The sequence below is a fragment of the Nocardia rhizosphaerihabitans genome (assembly GCF_014646295.1).
Taxonomy (GTDB): domain Bacteria; phylum Actinomycetota; class Actinomycetes; order Mycobacteriales; family Mycobacteriaceae; genus Nocardia; species Nocardia rhizosphaerihabitans.
The window spans coordinates 95,034-113,518 of sequence record NZ_BMNE01000004.1 but is presented as its reverse complement, the minus strand read 5'-3'; the positions used below and the strand labels follow the sequence as shown (position 1 = coordinate 113,518).

Genomic DNA, 18,485 nt, shown 5'->3' with positions numbered 1-18,485 from the left:
GCCGGGCTCGAACTCGAGCCCGGCTTTTCGGTGTGGTTCGTACCGGGTACTCGTTCCTGCTAAAGTAAAACGGTAACGGTTTCCATTATGATCTAGGGCACAGCCTGCCTGATCGAGTACGGCCAGGAGTACTGCGTGAACAGTCGATTCGCCCGCGTGTGTGCCGGTCTCACGGCGGGAGTGGCGGCCACGGTCGTGCTCACCGCCTGCGGTAGTGGCTCGAAGGATTCCGACGGCCTGTCGATCGTGGCCTCCACCAATGTGTGGGGATCCATCGCGACCGCTGTCGCCGGACCTGATATCCAGGTCACCTCGATCATCAGCGACCCCGCCGCCGACCCGCACTCGTTCGAGACCTCGGCCACCGATACCGCCAAGATCAGCGATGCCGATCTGGTCGTGTTCAACGGCGGGCACTACGACGAGTTCATCGAGAAGGCGATCTCCGGTAAGGACAAGCGGACCGTCGAGGCGTTCGAGCAGCGGGCCGACAAGAGCGACGAGAACGAGCACGTCTGGTACGACGTCAGCACCGTCGCCGCCGTGGCCGACCGGATCGCCGCCCAGCTCGGCGAGCTCGACAGCGCCAACTCCGCCGCCTACACCGAGCGGGCGACCACCTTCAAGAACCAGCTGATCGGCGTCAGCACCATCACCGGGACCATCGCCACCCAGCATCCGAACGCGCCGGTCGCCCAGTCCGAGCCGCTCGCGCACTACCTGCTGGTGGCCGCGACCGCGCAGGACAAGACCCCGCACGAGTTCCAGGAAGCGATCGAGCAGGAGACCGACCCGGCCCCGGCCGCCGTCGCCGCCACCCGCGACCTGATCACCGGCAAGCAGGTCAAGGCGCTGATCTACAACAGCCAGACCGAGGACAAGATCACCCAGGACCTGCGCGCCACCGCGCAGACCGCGGGCATCGCCGTCGTCGAGGTCACCGAGACCTTGCCCGCCGGTATGGATTACGTCCAGTGGCAGACCGCGAACGCCAAGGCGCTCGCCGCGGCATTGCGCTGAGGCTGACATGTCGACAACCGAGGAAGCAGCGCTGACCGTCGCGCCGACGACGTCCGCCACCGCGGCCATCCGGCTGCGCGGGGCCACCCTGTCCTTCGGTGGGCGCACTCTCTGGCGCGACCTCGACCTCGACGTGGCGCCAGGGGAATTCATCGCGGTCCTCGGCCCCAACGGTTCCGGCAAGACCTCGCTGCTGCGGGTGCTGCTCGGCAAGCTCGGCCTGACGGCGGGCACCGCGGAGGTCGCGGGCAAGCAGGCCGATGTCGGCAATCCCGGCATCGGCTATGTCCCGCAGCAGAAGACCATCGACGCCGGGGTGCAGTTGCGCGGGGTCGATCTCGTCGGGCTCGGCGTCGACGGGCATCGCTGGGGTCTGGGCTGGCGTGGTCGCGGCGAGCGGGCCCGCAAGGTCGAGGCCGCCGTCGCCGCGGTCGGGGCGCAGAGTTTCGCGCACGCACCGCTCGAGACGCTCTCCGGTGGTGAACAGCAGCGGCTGCGGGTCGCGCAGGCGCTCGTCGGCGATCCGTCGGTGCTGCTGTGCGACGAGCCGCTGCTGAGCCTGGACCTGGCCAATCAGCGGCTGGTCGCCGAATTGGTCGACAAGCGCCGCCGCGAGCACGACACGGCGGTCCTGTTCGTCACTCACGAGATCAACCCGATCCTGCCGCTGGTCGACCGGGTGCTCTACCTCGTCGACGGCGAGTTCCGGATCGGCACGCCCGACGAGGTGATGACCTCGGCGACGCTGTCGGAGCTCTACGGCACCGAGGTCGAGGTCCTGCGGGTGCGCGACCGGCTGGTCGTCGTCGGGACCGGCGACGACATGGACGCCCTCGGCGGTACCGCCTGATGGACAAGCTCACCAAGGTCCTGCACCAGATGTTCGACATCGGCACCACCGCCGACCTGCTCAGCTACGACTTCGTGCAGCAGGCGCTGCTGGCCAGCGCGCTGCTCGGTCTGCTCGCCGGGCTGATCGGGCCGCTGATCGTCAGCAGGCAGATGTCGTTCGCCGTGCACGGCACCAGCGAGCTCTCGCTGACCGGCGCGTCGGCGGCGCTGCTGGCCGGTGTCGGGGTCGGGATCGGCGCGATCGCCGGCTCGGTGGTCGCGGCCGTGCTGTTCGGCTGGCTGGGTTCCCGTGCGCGCGAGCGTGATTCGGTGATCGCGGTGGTGCTCTCGTTCGGGCTCGGCCTGTCGGTGCTGTTCCTGTGGCTCGCGCCCGACCGGGCCGGATCGAAGTTCTCGCTGCTGACCGGGCAGGTCGCCAGCGTCGGCTACGACGGGCTCGCGCTGCTGGTCACCTGCACCGCGGCCGTGCTCGCGGTGCTGGCCGTGGTCTACCGGCCGCTGCTGTTCGCCAGTTCCGATCCCGAGGTCGCGATCGCGCGCGGGGTGCCGGTGCGGGCGCTGTCGGTGGTGTTCGCGGTCCTGCTCGGTATCACCGCCGCGTTCGGCGTGCAGATCGTCGGGGCGCTGCTGGTACTCGCGCTGCTGATCACCCCGGCCGCCGCCGCCGCGCAGCTGACCGCGAGTCCGCTGCGGGCGACGGTGCTGTCGGTGATCTTCGCCGAGGTGTCGGCGGTGGGCGGGTTGCTGTTGTCGCTGGCGCCGGGCGTCCCGGTGTCGACCTTCGTCACCGGGATCTCGTTCACTATCTACCTGGTGTGCCGGTTCGTCGGATACCGCAACCGGCAGCTGGCCGGCGCACGCTGACCCTGTCATGATCGGCCGACTGGGCGCCACCCGTCTGATTCCGGGCTGACGATAGTCCCAAACAGCCGCGACCTGCGCACGCTCGCGCGCAAAATACACAGCATGATCGACTTCAGTGTTCCGGATGATCTGGCCACGCTGCGGGATCGGGTTCGGGCCTTCGTCGCCGAGCAGATCGTTCCGTTCGAACGCGATCCGCGCCTCACTGCGCACGGGCCGACCGACGAACTGCGCGCCGAACTCGTCGAACTGGCGCGGGCGGAGAAGCTGCTCACGGTGCAGGCGCCGGTCGAGTACGGCGGGCTCGGGCTGTCCCATGTCGAGCAGGCGCTCGTCTACGAGGCCGCCGGCTGGTCGACGCTCGGCCCGGTCGCGATGAACTGCGCCGCACCCGACGAGGGCAATATGTTCCTGCTCGGCAAGATCGCCGACCCCGACCAGGTCGACCGGTATCTGATGCCGGTGATCCGGGGTGAGCAGCGCTCGGTGTTCGCGATGACCGAACCCGGCGGCGCCGGCTCCGATCCCGGTCAGCTGAGCACCGAGGCGGTCTTCGATGGGGAGAACTTCGTCGTCAACGGGCGCAAGTGGCTGATCACCGGCGCCGACGGGGCCAAGACCTGGATCATCATGGCGCTCCTTGCCGAGAACCCGCACCTGCCCGCCGGGCCGACGCTGTTCCTCACCGACGGTGACACCGAGGGCATCGTCATCGAGCGGATCATGAACACGATGGACCGCAACTACGTCGGCGGGCACGCGGTGGTGCGGTTCGAGAACCTGACGCTGCCGCCGTCGGCCGTGCTGGGTCGCACCGGGCAGGCCCTGCGCTACGCCCAGCTGCGGCTGGCACCCGCCCGGCTCACCCACTGCATGCGCTGGCTCGGCGCGGCCGAACGCGCCCAGAGCATCGCGCTGGACTACGCGCGCACCCGCACCGCCTTCGGCAAGCCGATCGGCGAACACGAGGGAGTGTCGTTCATGCTCGCCGACAACGAGGTGGCGCTGCACCAGTGCAGGCTGACGATCTGGCACAGCTGCTGGCTGATGGATCAGGGGCAGCAGGCCAGGCACGAATCCTCGATGGCCAAGTCCTATGTCTCCGAGGAGCTGTTCAAGGTCACCGACCGCTGTGTGCAGGTGCTCGGCGGGATCGGGATCAGCGACGAGACGGTCGTGGAGATGCTGTTCCGGGACATGCGCGCGTTCCGCCTCTACGACGGCCCGACCGAAGTCCACAAGTACGCCATCGGGAGACACTTGCTGCGCGAGTGAATCCACTACCACTACCATTCGATCCCATGAGTTCGGAACTGCTCGTCGATGTCTCTGCCGGGGTCGCCGTGCTCACGCTCAATCGTCCGGCGCAGCAGAACGCAGTCACCGAGAAGATGGCGGCCGAGCTGAGCGCCGCGCTGCACCGCTGCGACATCGAGGACGCGATCCGCGCCGTCGTCATCACCGGCACCGCGCCCGCCTTCTGCGCCGGCGCCGATCTGTCGGCCCGCGCGGGCGAGGTGAGCGCCACCCTCGATCCGCCGCCGTGGCAGGTCCGCAAGCCGGTGATCGCCGCCGTCAACGGCCACGCCGTCGGGATCGGCCTGGCGCTGGCGTTGCAGTGCGACCTGCGGTATTTCGCCGCCGACGCCGTCTACGGGCTCAGCCAGGTGCGCCGGGGCGTGCTCGCCGACGGCTACGCGCACTGGACGGTGCCGCGGCTGGCCGGGCTGGCCAATGCCGCCGACATCATGCTGACCGGGCGCACCTTCGACGGCGACGAGGCCAAGTCGATGGGCCTGGCCAATGCCAGCCTGCCCGCGGGCGAGGTGCTGCCGACCGCGCTGTCGGTCGCCCACGACATCGCCAACGGGCCCGCGCCGCTGCCGGTCGCGCTGACCAAGCGGCTGATCTGGGAGAGCCTCGGCATGACGCCGGCCGTCGTCGGGCAGCTCGAGACCGAGCTCAACACCCACGTCGCCAAGAGCGTCGACGGCGGCGAGGCGATGGCCGCGTTCAAGGAACGGCGTCAGCCGAAGTGGACGGGCCGCGTCAGCACCGAATGGCCTGCCTGGGACGTCCCCGAGGAACGTCCCAGCCTGGACTGACGGTCAGAAGTTTCCGTTGCAGGATCCCGCCAGATACAGCAACGCGAACATCACCATCAAGATGGTGCCGATGATGCCCGCGATGTACCCGATCATCACCTGGGAGCGCCCGGACAGCGCGCCGTAGGACTCGTCGATCTGATTGAGCGCCCGCTTGCCGAGCACCCACGCGACCGGCCCGAAGATCCCGCAGCAGAACGGGCTGAGCAGCCCGAGCACGAGGATCAGGTTGGCCTGCGGGTGCTCGACCGTCTCACCGATCGGCTGGTTGGGTATCGCCACGCACCGAATTCTACTGTGCACGAGGGCCACTGACGCCGCACTACGCGCGCAGCGGCAAAACAAACCTGGCCGAGCACGCCCCGACCTCGAGGAGGGGCAGGCCGCGAAGCGGCCGTCGCGGCCGTCCCGCCGGTCAGGCGCCGTTGCGCAGGCGACGAAGGAGCAAGCAACGGTGCCTGACCGGCGGGACGCGAGGGGCCGCGACCTCGAGCGCGCCAGCGCTCAGAAAATTCAGCCCAGACGGCGCTGTCGGGCGATGTCGGCGAGGACGACACCGGCGGCGACCGAGGCGTTGAGCGACTCGACCGGGCCTGCCATCGGGATGCTCAGGATCGAGTCGCAGTTCTCGCGAACCAGGCGCGAGAGGCCCTTGCCCTCGGAACCGACGACGACGACCGTCGGCATGCTGCCGTCGAATTCGTCGAGGGGGGTGTCGCCGCCCGCGTCGAGGCCGACGATCTGGAAGCCCTGCGAGGCCCAGTCCTTGAGCGTGCGGGTCAGGTTGGTCGCCCTGGCGACGGGCAGCCGGGCCGCGGCGCCGGCGCTCGTGCGCCACGCCACCGCGGTGACGCTGGCACTGCGGCGCTGCGGAATCACCACGCCCTGACCGCCGAACGCGGCCACCGAGCGGATGACCGCGCCGAGGTTACGCGGGTCGGAGATGTTGTCCAGGGCGACGAGCAGCCCCGGCTCGCCGGAGGTCTTCACCCGGTCCATCAGGTCGTCCGGGTGGGCGTAGCGGTACGGCGGCACCTGCAGGGCGACGCCCTGGTGCAAACCGTTGGCGCTCAACCGATCCAGATCGGTGCGCGGCACCTCCAGGATCGAGATGCCGAGATCGGCGGCGCGCTGCACGCTCTCGGAGAGCCGGTCGTCGTTCTCGGTGCCGACGGCCACGTACAGCGCGGTCGCCGGCACCTCGGCGCGCAGGCACTCGAGCACCGGGTTGCGGCCGAGTACCAACTCGGGACCGTCGTCGGACTTGCGGCCGACCCGCGGCACACCGGCCTTGCCGGACGGACGCGACTGCGCCGCTTTGGCTTTCGCGGCGGCCGCGGCGCGCTTGGCGGCGGGATGCTTGGTGCGGGCCTCGGCGGGCGGGGTCGCGCCCCGGCCCTCCAGTCCGCGACGGCGCTTGCCGCCGGAACCGACGACGGCACCCTTCTTGGTGCCGCCCTTCCTGATTGCTCCGCGTCGCTGTGAATTGCCTGCCATCAGTTCGCCTTTCCGCTCGATGCGCCCAGCGACCATTCCGGCCCCTGCGGGGTATCGGTGACCTCGATACCCGCTGCGACGAGCCGATCCCGTGCGGCATCGGCTTCTGCCCAGTTCTTGTCCGCCCGCGCGCTCGCCCGGCGATCCAGCTCGGAGCGGACCAGCACATCGAGTGCGTCGAGCGCCGCCGAGTTGTCGGCGGGGGTGTACCAGTGCGCGTCGAGCGGGTCGGCCCCGAGGATGCCGAGCATCGCGCGGACCTGGCCCGCCAGCTCGGCCGCGGTCTCGACTGCGCCTGCCTCCAGCGCGCGATTGCCCTCGTGCACCACGTGGTGAATTTCGGCCAGCGCCTTCGGAATCGCCAGATCGTCGTCGAGCGCGGCGGCGAATCCGTCGGTCCATTTACCGACCGGGACCTCGCCTGCCCGGTCGAGCACGCGATGGACGAATGCCTCGATGCGCTGATACGAGGCGACCGCGTCGTCGAGCGCTTTGTCGGAATATTCGAGCATCGAACGGTAATGCGCGCTGCCCAGGTAGAAACGCAATTCGACCGGGCGGACCCGGCTGAGCACATTCGGCACCGAGAGCACATTGCCGAGCGACTTCGACATCTTCTCCCCGCCCATCGTCACCCAGCCGTTGTGCAGCCAGTAACGCGCGAATCCGTCGCCGGACGCCTTGGACTGAGCGATCTCGTTCTCGTGGTGCGGGAATATCAAATCCATTCCACCGCAGTGGATATCAAATTCGGGGCCGAGATAGAACTCGGCCATCGCGGAGCATTCCAGGTGCCAGCCGGGGCGGCCGGGGCCCCACGGCGACGGCCAGCTCGGCTCGCCCGGCTTGGCGGCCTTCCACAGCGTGAAGTCGCGGGGGTCGCGCTTGCCGCGGGTCGGGGTCTCGCCCTGGTGCACGTCGTCGAGTTTGTGGCCGGACAGTTCGCCGTAGTTCGGCCAGCTCAGCACGTCGAAGTAGACGTCACCGTCGGCGGCATAGGCGTGCCCGCGTTCGATCAGCCGCTCCATCAGCCCGACCATCTGGGTGATGTGGCCGGTGGCGCGCGGTTCGGCCGAGGGCGGCAGGACGCCGAGCATCTCGTAGGCGGAGTCGAAGGCGCGCTCGTGCGTGGCGGCCCACTCCCACCACGGCCTGCCCGCCTCGGCGGCCTTGTTCAGGATCTTGTCGTCGATATCGGTGACATTGCGGATGAACCACACGTCGTAGTCGTGCGCGAGCAGCCAGCGGCGCAGCACGTCGAAGGCGACGCCGCTGCGCACATGCCCGATATGGGGCTGACCCTGCACGGTGGCCCCACACAGATACACCGAGGCACGGCCGGGGACCAGCGGGGTGAATTCCCGCAGGGTCCGCGTGTCGGTGTCAAAAAGGCGCAAGGTCACGGCATTCGATCCTAGTCGGTGGGATGGGCGTGAGGATGACCGGCCGGTTCGTGGCTCGCAACGATTCGCCGAGCGCGGGAAGCGGCGTTGATCAGGCGGAGAATTCGCGGCCCGTCAGGGCTGCGGACACTCCGCCAGCAGACAGGTGGCGATGGCGGCGACACCCTCACCACGGCCGGTCAGGCCGAGCCCGTCGGTGGTCGTGCCCGACACCGAAACGGGTGCGTCGAGTAATTCGCCGAGCACCTTCTGCGCCTCGACGCGGCGCGGGCCGATCTTCGGCCGATTGCCGATGACCTGCACCGCGGCATTGACGACGGTGAAACCTTCCCCGGCCAGCAGCCTGCGGACCTCGGTGAGCATGGCGGCGCCGGTGACACCGGCCCATTCGGGACGGCCGACGCCGAAGACCGCGCCGACATCGCCGAGGCCCGCGGCCGACAGCAGCGCGTCGCAGAGGGCGTGCGCGGCGACGTCACCGTCGGAGTGGCCCGCGCAGCCGTCGGCGTCGGGGAACAGCAGGCCCGCCATCCAGCAGGGGCGGCCCGGCTCGATGGGGTGCACGTCGCTGCCGATGCCGACTCTCATCGCGCGACCGCCTGGTCGGCGTCGGCGCGCAGTGATTCGGCGAGGCGCAGGTCGAGGGGGGTGGTGATCTTGAAGGCCAGGGGCTCGCCCGGGACGGTGCGCACGGCGACGCCGAGGCGTTCGACCAGGCCCGCGTCGTCGGTCGCGCCGACCTCGGTGGCATAGGCACGGCGCAGCAGATCGGCGGCGAAGCCCTGTGGAGTCTGGATGGCGCGCAGGTGGGCGCGATCGGGGGTACCGGTCACCACGCCCGCGTCGTCGACCGCTTTCACGGTGTCGACGACCGGCAGGGCGGGGACGACGGCGGGACTGCCCGCCTGCAGCTCGGCGGCCACCCGCGCGATCAACTCCGGTGGAGTGAGCGCGCGAGCGGCATCGTGCACGAGATAGAACGCGGCATCGGGCGCGGCCGCGATCCCGGCGCGCACCGAATCGGTGCGCTCGGCGCCGCCAACGACGACCTGCACCGGCACAGGGGGCATCGAACCGCCGGTCAGTGAGGTGGTGGACAGCAGAGCGGACGCGGCATCGACCAGATCGGCGGGCACGACCACGACAACCCGGTGCACCGCACCGGACGCGATCAGCCCGTCGACAGCCAACCGGACCATAGGTGTGCCGCCGACCGGAACGAACGCCTTCGGGGTGGATTCACCCAGGCGCACGCCACGACCGGCGGCAGGGACCAGTGCTACGACAGGTCGCACTCTAGGAAGCCGCGGCGAGGACCTCGTCGAGCAGCGATTCGGCCTTGCCGTCGTCGGTGCCCTCGGCGAGCGCGAGCTCACCGACGAGGATCTGACGAGCCTTGGCCAGCATCCGCTTCTCACCGGCGGACAGGCCGCGATCCTGCTCACGACGCCACAGGTCACGCACGACCTCGGCCACCTTGTTCACATCGCCGGAGGCGAGCTTCTCGAGGTTGGCCTTGTAACGGCGGGACCAGTTGGTCGGCTCCTCCGTGTGTGGCGCGCGCAGCACCTGGAAGACGCGGTCGAGACCCTCCTGGCCGACGACGTCACGGACGCCGACATATTCGGCGTTCTCTGCGGGAACCCGAACGGTCAGGTCGCCTTGCGCGACCTTCAGGACCAGATACTCTTTCTGCACACCCTTGATGGTGCGGGTCTCGATTGCTTCGATCAGCGCCGCTCCGTGGTGGGGGTAAACGACGGTGTCTCCGACCTTAAAAATCATGTGTCCCGTGCCCCTTTCGATGTTCACAGTTTAACATGCGACTCGATAACGGCGCGATCAACTGTGCAGGTCAGGGCCACAACGAGGCCATCGTAGGGGTTGACAACGCGGAATTGTTGTGCATTGCGTTGCGCCAGAACGGGTTAACCACCAGCACAGCGAGCCGTCATCGCGCCGCACGCGCCCGGCATCGATCGGGCAACCCCGCTCCGGACACCGAACTGTTACTTCCACGCCCGCGCGTCGCGAGCCCGGACGCCACGCGCGCGAAGCGAACTACTACGCTGCCTAGTTACTACCCTCCGTCGCTGTGTGGACGGAGTGAGCCCGGTCGACATGGAGGACAAACCGTGACTGCCCTGAAAGCTGTGACCGCCCCGCAGGCGCGACGTCGCATGGTGACGGTTGCCGCGCTCGCCGCTGCCGCGGGCATCGCCCTGACCGGCTGCAGCGCCGGCCAGCACACCCAGACGTCGTCGCAGGCCGCCGCCATCAACGGCAACCACGCCGATGTGGGCGCGATCTCCCTGCGCAACGTGCACATCGTGTACCCCGAGGCGACCGCCGAGCACGACAAGGGTGGCAAGGCGGTGATCGCGCTGTCGATCATCAACAACAGCGAAACCGTCACCGACGAGCTGACCAGCGTGACCACCGACCTCGGTCAGGTCAAGCTCACCGGCCCGGCCGGCGACGCCAAGTTCGTGCTGAAGCCGCAGCAGACCGTCGTCGCGGGCCCGGTCAAGGTCGCCGCCGCCGAGTCGGACGACCACCACGGCGCGGGGCCGACCACCACGGCCGCCCCGACCACGACGGCAGCGCCGACCACCACGGCGGCCCCGGCGGGCGACAAGCCGTCCATCGATCCCGAGGCCAAGCCCGGCACGATCGAGATCACCGGCCTGTCCGAGGAGATCCACCCGGGTCTGACCTACAACGTCACCTTCAACTTCAAGGACGCGGGAACCGTGCAGGTGGCCGTCCCGGTCGACGCCGCCTCGGTCGAGCGCATCCAGAACGAGAAGTCCGGCCCCGCCCCCGAGGGCAGCGGCGGGCACTGATTTTCGGTGCAGCAGGAAAGCCGTCGCGGTGATCGCGGCGGCTTTTCTTTTTGTCGGAGCCGATCCGTAGGGTGCGCGTGTGGCCAAGACCAAAGCTGTCTTCCGGTGCACCGCGTGTTCGCACGAGGTGTCCAAATGGGTGGGGAAATGCCCCGAGTGCGGCGCCTGGGGGACGGTGAACGAGACCGCCGCGTCCGCGTCCGCCGCGGCACCGGGGCGGCGGGCGATGCTGCCGACCACGGCGGCGGCCCCGCTGTCGCAGATCGACGCCAAGGTCACCCAGGCGCGGTCGACGGGGGTCAGTGAGCTGGATCGGGTGCTCGGCGGCGGTGTCGTCCCTGGTTCGGTGGTGCTGCTCTCGGGTGAGCCGGGCGTCGGCAAGTCGACCCTGTTGCTCGAGGTCGCCCACCGGTGGGCCGCCCAGCGCAGCGAGACCTCGCTCTATGTGACGGCCGAGGAATCCGCGGGGCAGGTGCGCCTGCGGGCCGACCGCACCGGCGCCGTGCACGACCGGGTGTACCTGGCCGCCGAATCGGACCTGTCGATCGTGCTCGGGCACGTGGAACAGGTGCGGCCGACGCTGCTGGTGGTCGACTCGGTGCAGACGATGCTGGCGCCCGAGGTGGACGGCGTGATCGGCGGCGTCACCCAGGTTCGCGCGGTGACCGCGGCGCTGACCTCACTGGCCAAGGCCAGCGGGATCGCCGTGCTGCTGGTCGGCCATGTCACCAAGGACGGCAATGTCGCCGGCCCGCGCACGCTCGAGCATCTGGTCGACGTGGTGCTGCAGTTCGAAGGCGACAAGAACTCCGCGCTGCGCATGATCCGCGGCATCAAGAACCGCTTCGGCAGCGCCGACGAGGTGGGCTGTTTCGAACTGCACGAGGACGGCATCGCCTGTGTCGACGACCCGTCCGGGCTGTTCCTGCACCACCGCACCGACACCGTGCCAGGCACCGCGGTCACCGTGGCGATGGACGGTAAACGCCCGCTGGTCGCCGAGGTGCAGGGCCTGACCGTCAAGACCGAGATTCCCCAGCCCCGCCGTGCCGTGAGCGGCCTGGACTACAACCGGGTGGCGATGGTGCTGGCCGTGCTGCAGAGCCGCGGCCGGGTGTTCCTCGGCAAGCACGACGTCTACGCCGCGACCGTCGGCGGCATGCGCCTGGTCGAGCCGACCGCCGATCTCGCCATCGCCCTGGCGATCGCCTCCGCCGAGGCCGATATCGCCCTGCCCGCGGGCTGGGTGATCCTTGGCGAGGTGGGCCTGGCGGGCGAAGTCCGCAAGGTCACCGGCCTGGGCAGGCGGCTCGCCGAGGCCGAGCGCCTCGGCTTCACCACCGCCCTCGTCCCGCCCGGTTCGGAGAAAACCAAGATCGGCTCGATGCGCATCCACGAGGTGGGCGACCTCCGCTCGGCGCTGCGGCTGGCCGAACTCCGCAAATCCCGCGCACCCCGCGACCCCGTCCCGGTGGAATAGCCCCGGCAAACCACGGATTTCGCCGAAATTCGGTATTTCCGTGCCAATAACCATTGACGCGCGCATCGATCATGCGAAGGCTGCAAATCGCCTCGAGTTGAACATGTGACTTACAGCGCACCCGCACAATGCACGGTCCGCACCCGGCGCCGGCCGCTCGGCCCGGTCACGCCGCCAGGTTGAACGGCTCGGCCGCGCTGCGAATAGCGCCGAGCTGCGCCACCACCATGTAGGCGCCGGCGGGCACCTGCAATCGCTCCCCGGCGCACTGGGGCTGCGAGGTGGTTCCGAACCAGGTGCCCTTGTAGGACAGCTGTTCGCCCGCCCCGAGCGTCTTCATGTCAGGCGGGCCGTCCGGGTTGCAGTCGTTGCTCGCCCACAGGCGCCGCTGCCCGTCGAGCGTGTACACCAAGAACTGCGGACCCGGCCCAAGATCCCGCGAACACGGCGCCGACGAGATGTTCGTGATGACAGTCCCGAACGCGGGCTGATCCCCCACCCGATAGGTCGGCTGCCCGACCGTCACCTTCAGCGCCAGCGACTGATCGCCGCACGGCGCAGCCGCGGGCTGAGCCGCCGCCGAACTGGCCGCCGGGGCACTGGACGTGGCGGTCGCCGAGCTGCTGCCCGCCGTCGTCGAGCTCGACTCGGCGGAACTGCTACTGCTCGTCTCAGCGGTGGTCGTAGTCGCCGCGGCGGTATTCCCGGACGAGTCCCCGCCGCGCGCGACCATGGTGACGAGCCAGATCACGATCGCCAGCGCGACGACGATGACGCCGATGGCGAGTGCACGGCGACGCCAGTAGATCTCCGGAGGCAGCGGTCCATTCGGTTCCAGCACGCCTCAAAGGTAAGCGCACCGCGCGGGCCCGCGCTCGATGACCTCGGCGTGTCGGCGGCCCAAACGGGTCGATACCCCGGTTCAGACCACCTCGCCGATGTTTCCGACGGCCCGGCGCAGGTGCGCGCGGCCATCGGCCAGCTTGTAGGTGACACTCGCGATCGCGAGCTGACCGGTGGCCACCCGCTGGGAGATGATCATCGACCGCTGCATGAGCAGCCTGCTCGTCTCCTCGACGTGGCGCGCCTCGAACTCGTCGATCGAGGTGAGGCCTTCGCGGCGGCCGACAAGGATCGACGGGGTGACCCGCTCGACGACGCTGCGGATGAACCCGCCGGGCACCTCGCCGCCGTCGAGCGCGTCGATCGTGGCCTTCACCGCGCCGCAGCTGTCGTGGCCGAGGACCACGATCAGCGGCACGTCGAGCACCTCGACGCCGTATTCGATCGACCCGAGCACCGAGCTGTCCACCACGTGACCCGCGGTCCGGACGACGAACATGTCGCCGAGGCCCTGGTCGAAGATCAGTTCGGCGGCGACCCTGGAGTCGCCGCAGCCGAACAGGATCGCGTGCGGATGCTGGCCGCTGAGGAGCTTGGCTCGATCCGCGGCACCCTGGCTAGGATGCAGCAGGTTGCCGTTGACGAAGCGCTCATTGCCTTCGCGCAGTGACTTCCAGGCGCTTATCGGATTGGAACCAGGCATACCGACCATTGTGCACACGCCCTTGGTTACCAGCGAGTCCGCCGCGTTACGCGTCGGCAAATACCGCCTGGCGGAGTGGGAACGGGAGCAGTGAGTATCGACGCCGAAGCCCTGATGGATTGGTTCGCCGACACCGCGCGCGACCTGCCGTGGCGCAAGCCGGAAGCCACCGCGTGGCACATCCTGATGAGCGAGATCATGCTCCAGCAGACCCCGGTCGTGCGCGTAGAGCCGATCTGGCGGGAGTGGGTGGCGCGCTGGCCGGTGCCCTCGGCCATGGCGGCGTCCTCGCAGGCCGAGGTGCTGCGGGCGTGGGGCAAGCTCGGGTACCCGCGGCGGGCGTTGCGGTTGCACGAGTGCGCGCGGGTGCTGGCCGCCGAGCACGGTGACGTGGTTCCCGCCGATGTCGACGTGCTGCTGAGCCTGCCCGGCATCGGCGCCTACACCGCCCGCGCGGTGGCCTGCTTCGCCTATGGTCAGCGAGTTCCGGTGGTGGACACCAATGTTCGCCGAGTGGTCGCGCGTGCGGTGCACGGACGGGAGCCGGGCAATCCGTCCTCGCGCGATCTCGCCGAGACCGAGGCGCTGCTGCCTGTCCCGGTGCCGCGCGCCGCGAAGTTCTCGGCGGCGCTGATGGAATTGGGCGCACTGGTGTGCACGGCCCGCAATCCCGACTGCGCCCACTGCCCGCTGCCTGCCTGTGCGTGGGTCGAGGCGGGCAAGCCTGCCGCCGAGGTGGCCCGCAAGGTGCAGAAGTACGAGGGCACCGACCGTCAGGCGCGTGGACGGCTGCTCGATGTCCTGCGCGACGCGTCCGGGCCCGTGGAACAGGTGCGCCTCGATCTGGCGTGGACGCGCGATCCCGGCCAGCGGGCGCGCGCCCTGGATTCGCTGCTGGTCGACGGGTTGATCGAGCAGACCGAGGACGGGCTGTTCGCCCTGGCCGGTGAAGGTGGCGCAGCGGGATAACCCGCGCGGTTCAGAGCACGCGACGCAGGAAGCGGCCGACGTGCTCGCGATAGGCCTCGGGTTGTTCGTCGTGCACCAGATGCCCGGCCCCGGCGACCCGCACATACTCCGCACCGGGATGCACGTCGGCCATCGTCCGCATCTGACCGGCCGGGGTGATGGTGTGCTCGCCCTCGATGAGCAGCGCGGGCACCTGCAGCGACTTCCATTCGGTCCAGAAGTCGCGCGTGCCCCACTCCTCGGAGATCGCCCGGAACGTGTCGACCTCGCCGTGCAGCCGGTAGCCGTCGGGCGCGGCGGTGAAGGCGCGCAGGAAGTACGCGCCCGCGACCGGTCCGAAGTAGTCGAGCACCGCCTGGTCGTCGGCGAAAGGCTGCGGCCAGGAGTGGATCAACTCGGCCCAGTGCGCGGCGGTGCGGCCGGTGAAATCGGGCGCGATGTCCTCGACGACGATCGCGCGCACCCGCTCGGGATAGGTGGCGGCGAAGACCCAGCCGTGGATCGCCCCCATCGAATGCCCGACGATCACCATCGGTTCGGTGATCTCGGCGGTGAGTGCGGCGAGATCGGCGACGAACGCCTCGGTGCTGAGCTCGGCGGGCGGCACCCGGCCGTGACCCGCGGCGTCGACGGTGTAGACGTGGCCGAATTCGCGCAGCCACGGCAGCTGATCTGTCCAGGTGCGCGCGCTGCCCATCAGCCCGTGCAACAGCAGGATCGGGACGCCGGTCCCGCCTTCGTCGTACAACACCCTGACGATTGTGCCCCAGAGCGGGATGTTTCCCGCGCGGTCGTATTGTCGGCGCTATGGCTGTTGTGAAGATCAATGCGATCGAGATCCCTGAAGGCGCGGGCCCCGAGCTGGAGAAGCGCTTCGCCGCCCGCGCGCACGCGGTGGAGAACTCCCCCGGTTTCCTCGGCTTCCAGTTGCTGCGCCCGGTGGCCGGCGACAACCGGTATTTCGTGGTGACGCAATGGGATTCGGAGGAATCGTTCGCCGCGTGGCGCGACGGTCCGGCCCGCGCCGCGCATGCCGGACACGGTGGGGAGGGCGAGCGGCCCAAGCCGGTGTCGACCGGTGCCTCGCTGCTCGAGTTCGAGGTCGTCCTGGACGTGCCCGCGAAGGCCTGACGACGGCGTTTCCGCTGGACATGCGGATGCGCGTATTGACGCGGGCGCCTCGCGACTGTCACAGTTCGAGGGAACACAAGCGAGGGTGCGCGGTAATTCCGGTGAGATTCCGGAGCGGTCGCGCCACTGTATCCAAGTACCGGGTTCCCGGTGCCGGAGAGCCAGACACCGGCACCTTCGCACCACACTTCGACCGTGGGACGCGTATCCCTGAGGAGGACCCGAATGGCCATCGCGCATTCACCCAGCCGGGAGACCGGCCTTGACACCCTGGCAACCGTGCTCGTCACGGTCGGTGTCGTTCTGCTTGCACTGCTCACCCTGTACCTGGTCGGGTTCGACCAGGGGGCCGTCTCGCGTAGCGGGATGTACCTGCACGAGCTGATGCACGACGGACGTCACCTGCTCGGTGTCCCGTGCCACTGACCGGATCACTCAAGACCCTGCTGCTGCGCGGCCTGCTGGCCGGCCTGATCGCCGGTCTGCTGGCCGCCACAGTGGGCTACTTCATCGGCGAACCCCAGGTGGACGCCGCCATCGCGATCGAAGAGGCCGCCGCGGCACCGGCCGAGCACGGCCACGACGCGGCAGAGCCCGCCGGCCATTCCCATGGTGGCGAAGACGAACCGCTGGTCAGCCGGTCCGGCCAGAAGGCTGGACAGTTCCTCGCGCTCGGCCTGGCCGGAATGGCGTTCGGCGCGCTGTTGGCGGCGGCACTGAACTTCGGACGCCGGTTCACGACGCTGACCGGGCCGAAGCTGTCGCTGTACGCCGCGGGCTTCGCGTGGGCGGCGATCGTCGCGGTGCCGTTCTTCAAGTACCCGGCCAACCCACCCGCGGTGGGTGATCCGGAGACGATCAACAACCGCACCTGGTTGTGGGTCGCGACTGTCGTGCTCGGCCTGCTGGCCGTCGCGGCATCGATCGCGGCCTATCGCGCACTGGCCGGACAGCTCGACACGCTCCGGCTTATCGCGGGCGTTGCGGCATTCGTGCTGGTCACCACGGTCGGCTATGTGCTGCTGCCCGGTGTGAACGAGGTGGCCGACGACTTCCCCGCGACGCTGCTGTGGCGTTTCCGGGTGGCCTCGCTCGCCGAAACCACCACGCTGTGGGTGGCTTTGGGGCTGGCCTTCGCCGCGCTCACCGAATTCGCTTCGCGGCGTAGCACTCCAGTAGTGGAGCAGGTCGCTACCGCAGGGTGATCCTCGCGCGTATCGGCGAAAGGCAGTGTCGGTGTCATGACCGGCACTGCCTTTTCCGTTTCCGCATCCCGACCCCGCGCGGTGACCGTCGCGTTCGGCGGTCTCGTCACCGCTCTGGCCGCAGGCGCCGCCGAAGGACTGCTGCGCGCGGTCCGTGGCGGTGGTGAATTCGGCGCCACCGCAGCGGGATTGCTCCCCCGCCTCGCCATCTACCTGGTCGTCGCGGGTGTGGCGCTGTACATGGTGAACGGCAGCCGGGTTGCCCGAGCACTGCTGACCGTCGGCATCGGCGTGGTCGGCCTGCTCTCGCTGATCATCGAGCCGCTGGCGGTCGTGCTGTCGACCGACGACTTCGCCGCGCTGTTCACCGGCATGTCCCCCAGTTCGGCCGTGCTGGCCGGCTGCCGGGCCGTGCACATCCTGGCGGTGGTGATCGCCATTCCGGCGATGTACACCCCCGCCGCGCATCGCTGGTTCACCCAGCGCTGACCCGGCATTTTCGTGCAGTCCTGCCCCGTCAGTCGGTTTCCGACCGCACAGCGGCGAACTGCACGAAAATGCCGGACGGATCAGATCAGTTCGGCGTCCAGCTCGACCTCGGCGACGCCGGCCAGTGCCTTGCTGACCGGGCAGCCGTTCTTGGCGGCGGTGGCCGCGGTGTAGAAGCCCTCGGCGTCGAGCCCGGCCGCGACGGCACGCACGGTCAGCTTGATCTTGCTGATCTGGAACCCACCGGCCGGGTCCGGCGCGAGGGTGACGTCGGCGGTGACATCCAGGCTTTCCGGGGTGCCGCCCGCATTGGCGATCTCGGCCGAGAGCGCCATCGAGTAGCACGACGAGTGCGCCGCCGCGATCAGCTCTTCCGGGCTGGTGCCCTCGGCGACCTCGGCAGCGCGGCGCGGGAAGGTCACATCGAACTTGCCAGCACCGGAGCTGACCAGTTCGACCTGCCCGGAACCGTCCTGCAGTCCGCCTGCCCAGAGGGTGCGTGCGCTACGAGTCGGCATGGCAATCCTTTCGATTCGGTGGGTGTTGCGTCCGGTGACGAACCTACTCGGATCCCGGCCGGAGTTCGGCGGCTCAGGCGGCTCCGGTGACCTCGTCCAGCCGTTCCAGCATCTCCGGCCAGACCTGCTGGTGCAGATCGCGGATGGCGGCGGTGGGGAAGCCGGAATGGCGCAGGCGCAGGCGGATGCCGCGGGGCTGCTTGCGGAATTCGGCGGCGACCACGGTCTCCACGCCGTCGGTGGCCGCGGTGACCCAGGTGAATTCGACCCGGCGGTCCTGTTCCAGCAGCAGGATGCGGCCGTAGTGCGGGTTGCGCTTGTCGGCCGAGCCGGTATCGAAGTAGAGCGGCTCGTTCACGGCGGGGCGCATGAGGACCGATCCGGGAACGGCCAGCCACAGGTCGAGGCCCTGGGTCCAGGCCGCGTAGAGCAGGCTGGGCGAGGCTTTCATCACGCGCTCGACCGTGAGCTCGTGCGGTCGCGCAGACAGGTCCGGGGGGCGAACTGGCTGGTCCATCAGCCGACCTTACCGGCCCGGACCGGCCGATCGCCGCATCGGG

At 69.4% G+C, this 18,485-nt stretch carries 23 protein-coding genes; 12 read left to right on the top strand and 11 right to left on the bottom strand.

The features are described from left to right. Positions 1 to 135 precede the first annotated feature (135 nt). The 5 genes from IEY60_RS18075 (at position 136) to IEY60_RS18055 (ending at position 4,841) form a co-directional block, all read left to right on the top strand. On the top strand, positions 136 to 1,020 hold the full coding sequence (locus tag IEY60_RS18075) for a metal ABC transporter solute-binding protein, Zn/Mn family (protein ID WP_229739928.1): 885 nt from the start codon (positions 136 to 138) through the stop codon (positions 1,018 to 1,020). 7 nt (positions 1,021 to 1,027) lie between these two features. Then, entirely contained in the window at positions 1,028 to 1,870 is an 843-nt protein-coding gene (locus IEY60_RS18070) for a metal ABC transporter ATP-binding protein (protein WP_189029735.1), read from the top strand. Beyond that, complete coding sequence (locus IEY60_RS18065) at positions 1,867 to 2,736, top strand: metal ABC transporter permease (RefSeq protein WP_189031188.1); 870 nt, start codon at positions 1,867 to 1,869, stop codon at positions 2,734 to 2,736. The genes IEY60_RS18070 and IEY60_RS18065 overlap by 4 nt, the downstream gene beginning before the upstream one ends. 102 nt (positions 2,737 to 2,838) lie before the next feature. After that, entirely contained in the window at positions 2,839 to 4,011 is a 1,173-nt protein-coding gene (locus IEY60_RS18060; RefSeq protein ID WP_189029733.1) for an acyl-CoA dehydrogenase family protein, read from the top strand. A 26-nt stretch (positions 4,012 to 4,037) separates the two neighbouring features. Beyond that, positions 4,038 to 4,841, top strand: a complete 804-nt coding sequence (locus IEY60_RS18055; protein WP_189029731.1) for an enoyl-CoA hydratase/isomerase family protein — start codon at positions 4,038 to 4,040, stop codon at positions 4,839 to 4,841. A 3-nt stretch (positions 4,842 to 4,844) separates the two neighbouring features. On the opposite strand, the gene IEY60_RS18050 is transcribed toward IEY60_RS18055, so the two are convergent. The 6 genes from IEY60_RS18050 to carD form a co-directional block, all read right to left on the bottom strand. Continuing rightward, positions 4,845 to 5,123, bottom strand: coding sequence for a DUF4190 domain-containing protein (locus IEY60_RS18050; RefSeq protein WP_189029729.1), 279 nt, complete (start codon positions 5,121 to 5,123; stop codon positions 4,845 to 4,847). 231 nt (positions 5,124 to 5,354) lie between these two features. Beyond that, complete coding sequence (rlmB, locus tag IEY60_RS18045) at positions 5,355 to 6,338, bottom strand: 23S rRNA (guanosine(2251)-2'-O)-methyltransferase RlmB (RefSeq protein WP_189029727.1); 984 nt, start codon at positions 6,336 to 6,338, stop codon at positions 5,355 to 5,357. Further along, positions 6,338 to 7,741 carry a cysteine--tRNA ligase gene (cysS, locus tag IEY60_RS18040; RefSeq protein WP_189029725.1) on the bottom strand — a complete coding sequence of 468 codons (1,404 nt, stop codon included), beginning with the start codon at positions 7,739 to 7,741 and terminating at the stop codon, positions 6,338 to 6,340. Before cysS ends, rlmB begins: the two co-directional genes overlap by 1 nt. A gap of 114 nt (positions 7,742 to 7,855) precedes the next feature. After that, positions 7,856 to 8,329, bottom strand: a complete 474-nt coding sequence (gene ispF, locus IEY60_RS18035) for a 2-C-methyl-D-erythritol 2,4-cyclodiphosphate synthase (protein WP_189029723.1) — start codon at positions 8,327 to 8,329, stop codon at positions 7,856 to 7,858. Continuing rightward, a complete protein-coding gene (ispD, locus tag IEY60_RS18030) occupies positions 8,326 to 9,036 on the bottom strand; it encodes a 2-C-methyl-D-erythritol 4-phosphate cytidylyltransferase (protein WP_189029721.1) in 711 nt (236 codons plus the stop codon). The genes ispF and ispD overlap by 4 nt, the downstream gene beginning before the upstream one ends. A gap of 1 nt (position 9,037) precedes the next feature. Next, the gene (carD, locus tag IEY60_RS18025; RefSeq protein ID WP_019044685.1) at positions 9,038 to 9,526 is read right to left on the bottom strand and encodes an RNA polymerase-binding transcription factor CarD; all 489 of its coding nucleotides are present in this window, start codon (positions 9,524 to 9,526) and stop codon (positions 9,038 to 9,040) included. A gap of 350 nt (positions 9,527 to 9,876) precedes the next feature. On the opposite strand from carD, the gene IEY60_RS18020 reads away from it, so the two are divergent. Beyond that, entirely contained in the window at positions 9,877 to 10,587 is a 711-nt protein-coding gene (locus IEY60_RS18020; RefSeq protein WP_229739927.1) for a copper chaperone PCu(A)C domain-containing protein, read from the top strand. A 79-nt stretch (positions 10,588 to 10,666) separates the two neighbouring features. After that, positions 10,667 to 12,067, top strand: coding sequence for a DNA repair protein RadA (gene radA, locus IEY60_RS18015; protein WP_189029719.1), 1,401 nt, complete (start codon positions 10,667 to 10,669; stop codon positions 12,065 to 12,067). Between the two features lie 166 nt (positions 12,068 to 12,233). Here the strand turns inward: radA and IEY60_RS18010 are convergent, their stop codons facing one another. Further along, positions 12,234 to 12,908 (bottom strand): hypothetical protein, encoded by a 675-nt coding sequence (locus IEY60_RS18010; RefSeq protein WP_189029717.1) that lies wholly within the window; start codon positions 12,906 to 12,908, stop codon positions 12,234 to 12,236. Between the two features lie 81 nt (positions 12,909 to 12,989). Then, positions 12,990 to 13,613, bottom strand: coding sequence for a carbonic anhydrase (locus tag IEY60_RS18005; RefSeq protein WP_189029715.1), 624 nt, complete (start codon positions 13,611 to 13,613; stop codon positions 12,990 to 12,992). A 114-nt stretch (positions 13,614 to 13,727) separates the two neighbouring features. Between IEY60_RS18005 and IEY60_RS18000 the strand changes: the two genes are divergently transcribed. Beyond that, positions 13,728 to 14,582, top strand: a complete 855-nt coding sequence (locus tag IEY60_RS18000) for an HhH-GPD family protein (RefSeq protein ID WP_189031184.1) — start codon at positions 13,728 to 13,730, stop codon at positions 14,580 to 14,582. A 10-nt stretch (positions 14,583 to 14,592) separates the two neighbouring features. Here the strand turns inward: IEY60_RS18000 and IEY60_RS17995 are convergent, their stop codons facing one another. After that, the gene (locus tag IEY60_RS17995; protein ID WP_189029713.1) at positions 14,593 to 15,333 is read right to left on the bottom strand and encodes an alpha/beta fold hydrolase; all 741 of its coding nucleotides are present in this window, start codon (positions 15,331 to 15,333) and stop codon (positions 14,593 to 14,595) included. A gap of 56 nt (positions 15,334 to 15,389) precedes the next feature. Here IEY60_RS17995 and IEY60_RS17990 point away from each other — a divergent pair, with 56 nt between their 5' ends. From IEY60_RS17990 to IEY60_RS17975, 4 genes are all read left to right on the top strand, one after another. Next, the gene (locus IEY60_RS17990) at positions 15,390 to 15,713 is read left to right on the top strand and encodes an antibiotic biosynthesis monooxygenase family protein (RefSeq protein WP_189029711.1); all 324 of its coding nucleotides are present in this window, start codon (positions 15,390 to 15,392) and stop codon (positions 15,711 to 15,713) included. Between the two features lie 225 nt (positions 15,714 to 15,938). Continuing rightward, a complete protein-coding gene (locus tag IEY60_RS17985) occupies positions 15,939 to 16,139 on the top strand; it encodes a CbtB domain-containing protein (protein WP_444543800.1) in 201 nt (66 codons plus the stop codon). Then, a complete protein-coding gene (locus IEY60_RS17980; RefSeq protein ID WP_189029709.1) occupies positions 16,130 to 16,918 on the top strand; it encodes a CbtA family protein in 789 nt (262 codons plus the stop codon). Before IEY60_RS17985 ends, IEY60_RS17980 begins: the two co-directional genes overlap by 10 nt. A 36-nt stretch (positions 16,919 to 16,954) precedes the next feature. Then, complete coding sequence (locus IEY60_RS17975; protein ID WP_189029707.1) at positions 16,955 to 17,407, top strand: hypothetical protein; 453 nt, start codon at positions 16,955 to 16,957, stop codon at positions 17,405 to 17,407. 80 nt (positions 17,408 to 17,487) lie between these two features. Here IEY60_RS17975 and IEY60_RS17970 read toward each other — a convergent pair whose 3' ends face one another. Together IEY60_RS17970 and IEY60_RS17965 are read right to left on the bottom strand one after the other, a co-directional pair. Further along, positions 17,488 to 17,925, bottom strand: a complete 438-nt coding sequence (locus IEY60_RS17970; protein ID WP_189029705.1) for an OsmC family peroxiredoxin — start codon at positions 17,923 to 17,925, stop codon at positions 17,488 to 17,490. A gap of 73 nt (positions 17,926 to 17,998) precedes the next feature. Beyond that, positions 17,999 to 18,442 (bottom strand): SRPBCC family protein, encoded by a 444-nt coding sequence (locus IEY60_RS17965; RefSeq protein WP_189029703.1) that lies wholly within the window; start codon positions 18,440 to 18,442, stop codon positions 17,999 to 18,001. Positions 18,443 to 18,485: the final 43 nt, after the last annotated feature.

Excerpts from the sequence above, each read along its gene's own strand:
- IEY60_RS17975 (WP_189029707.1), top strand. The coding sequence starts at position 16,955 with ATGACCGGCACTGCCTTTTCCGTTTCCGCATCCCGACCCCGCGCGGTG.
- IEY60_RS18005 (WP_189029715.1), bottom strand. The coding sequence starts at position 13,613 with ATGCCTGGTTCCAATCCGATAAGCGCCTGGAAGTCACTGCGCGAAGGC.
- IEY60_RS17970 (WP_189029705.1), bottom strand. The coding sequence starts at position 17,925 with ATGCCGACTCGTAGCGCACGCACCCTCTGGGCAGGCGGACTGCAGGAC.
- IEY60_RS17990 (WP_189029711.1), top strand. The coding sequence starts at position 15,390 with ATGGCTGTTGTGAAGATCAATGCGATCGAGATCCCTGAAGGCGCGGGC.
- carD (WP_019044685.1), bottom strand. The coding sequence starts at position 9,526 with ATGATTTTTAAGGTCGGAGACACCGTCGTTTACCCCCACCACGGAGCG.
- IEY60_RS18055 (WP_189029731.1), top strand. The coding sequence starts at position 4,038 with ATGAGTTCGGAACTGCTCGTCGATGTCTCTGCCGGGGTCGCCGTGCTC.
- rlmB (WP_189029727.1), bottom strand. The coding sequence starts at position 6,338 with ATGGCAGGCAATTCACAGCGACGCGGAGCAATCAGGAAGGGCGGCACC.
- IEY60_RS17985 (WP_444543800.1), top strand. The coding sequence starts at position 15,939 with ATGGCCATCGCGCATTCACCCAGCCGGGAGACCGGCCTTGACACCCTG.
- IEY60_RS18060 (WP_189029733.1), top strand. The coding sequence starts at position 2,839 with ATGATCGACTTCAGTGTTCCGGATGATCTGGCCACGCTGCGGGATCGG.
- ispF (WP_189029723.1), bottom strand. The coding sequence starts at position 8,329 with ATGAGAGTCGGCATCGGCAGCGACGTGCACCCCATCGAGCCGGGCCGC.
- IEY60_RS17965 (WP_189029703.1), bottom strand. The coding sequence starts at position 18,442 with ATGGACCAGCCAGTTCGCCCCCCGGACCTGTCTGCGCGACCGCACGAG.
- IEY60_RS18000 (WP_189031184.1), top strand. The coding sequence starts at position 13,728 with ATGGATTGGTTCGCCGACACCGCGCGCGACCTGCCGTGGCGCAAGCCG.
- IEY60_RS18070 (WP_189029735.1), top strand. The coding sequence starts at position 1,028 with ATGTCGACAACCGAGGAAGCAGCGCTGACCGTCGCGCCGACGACGTCC.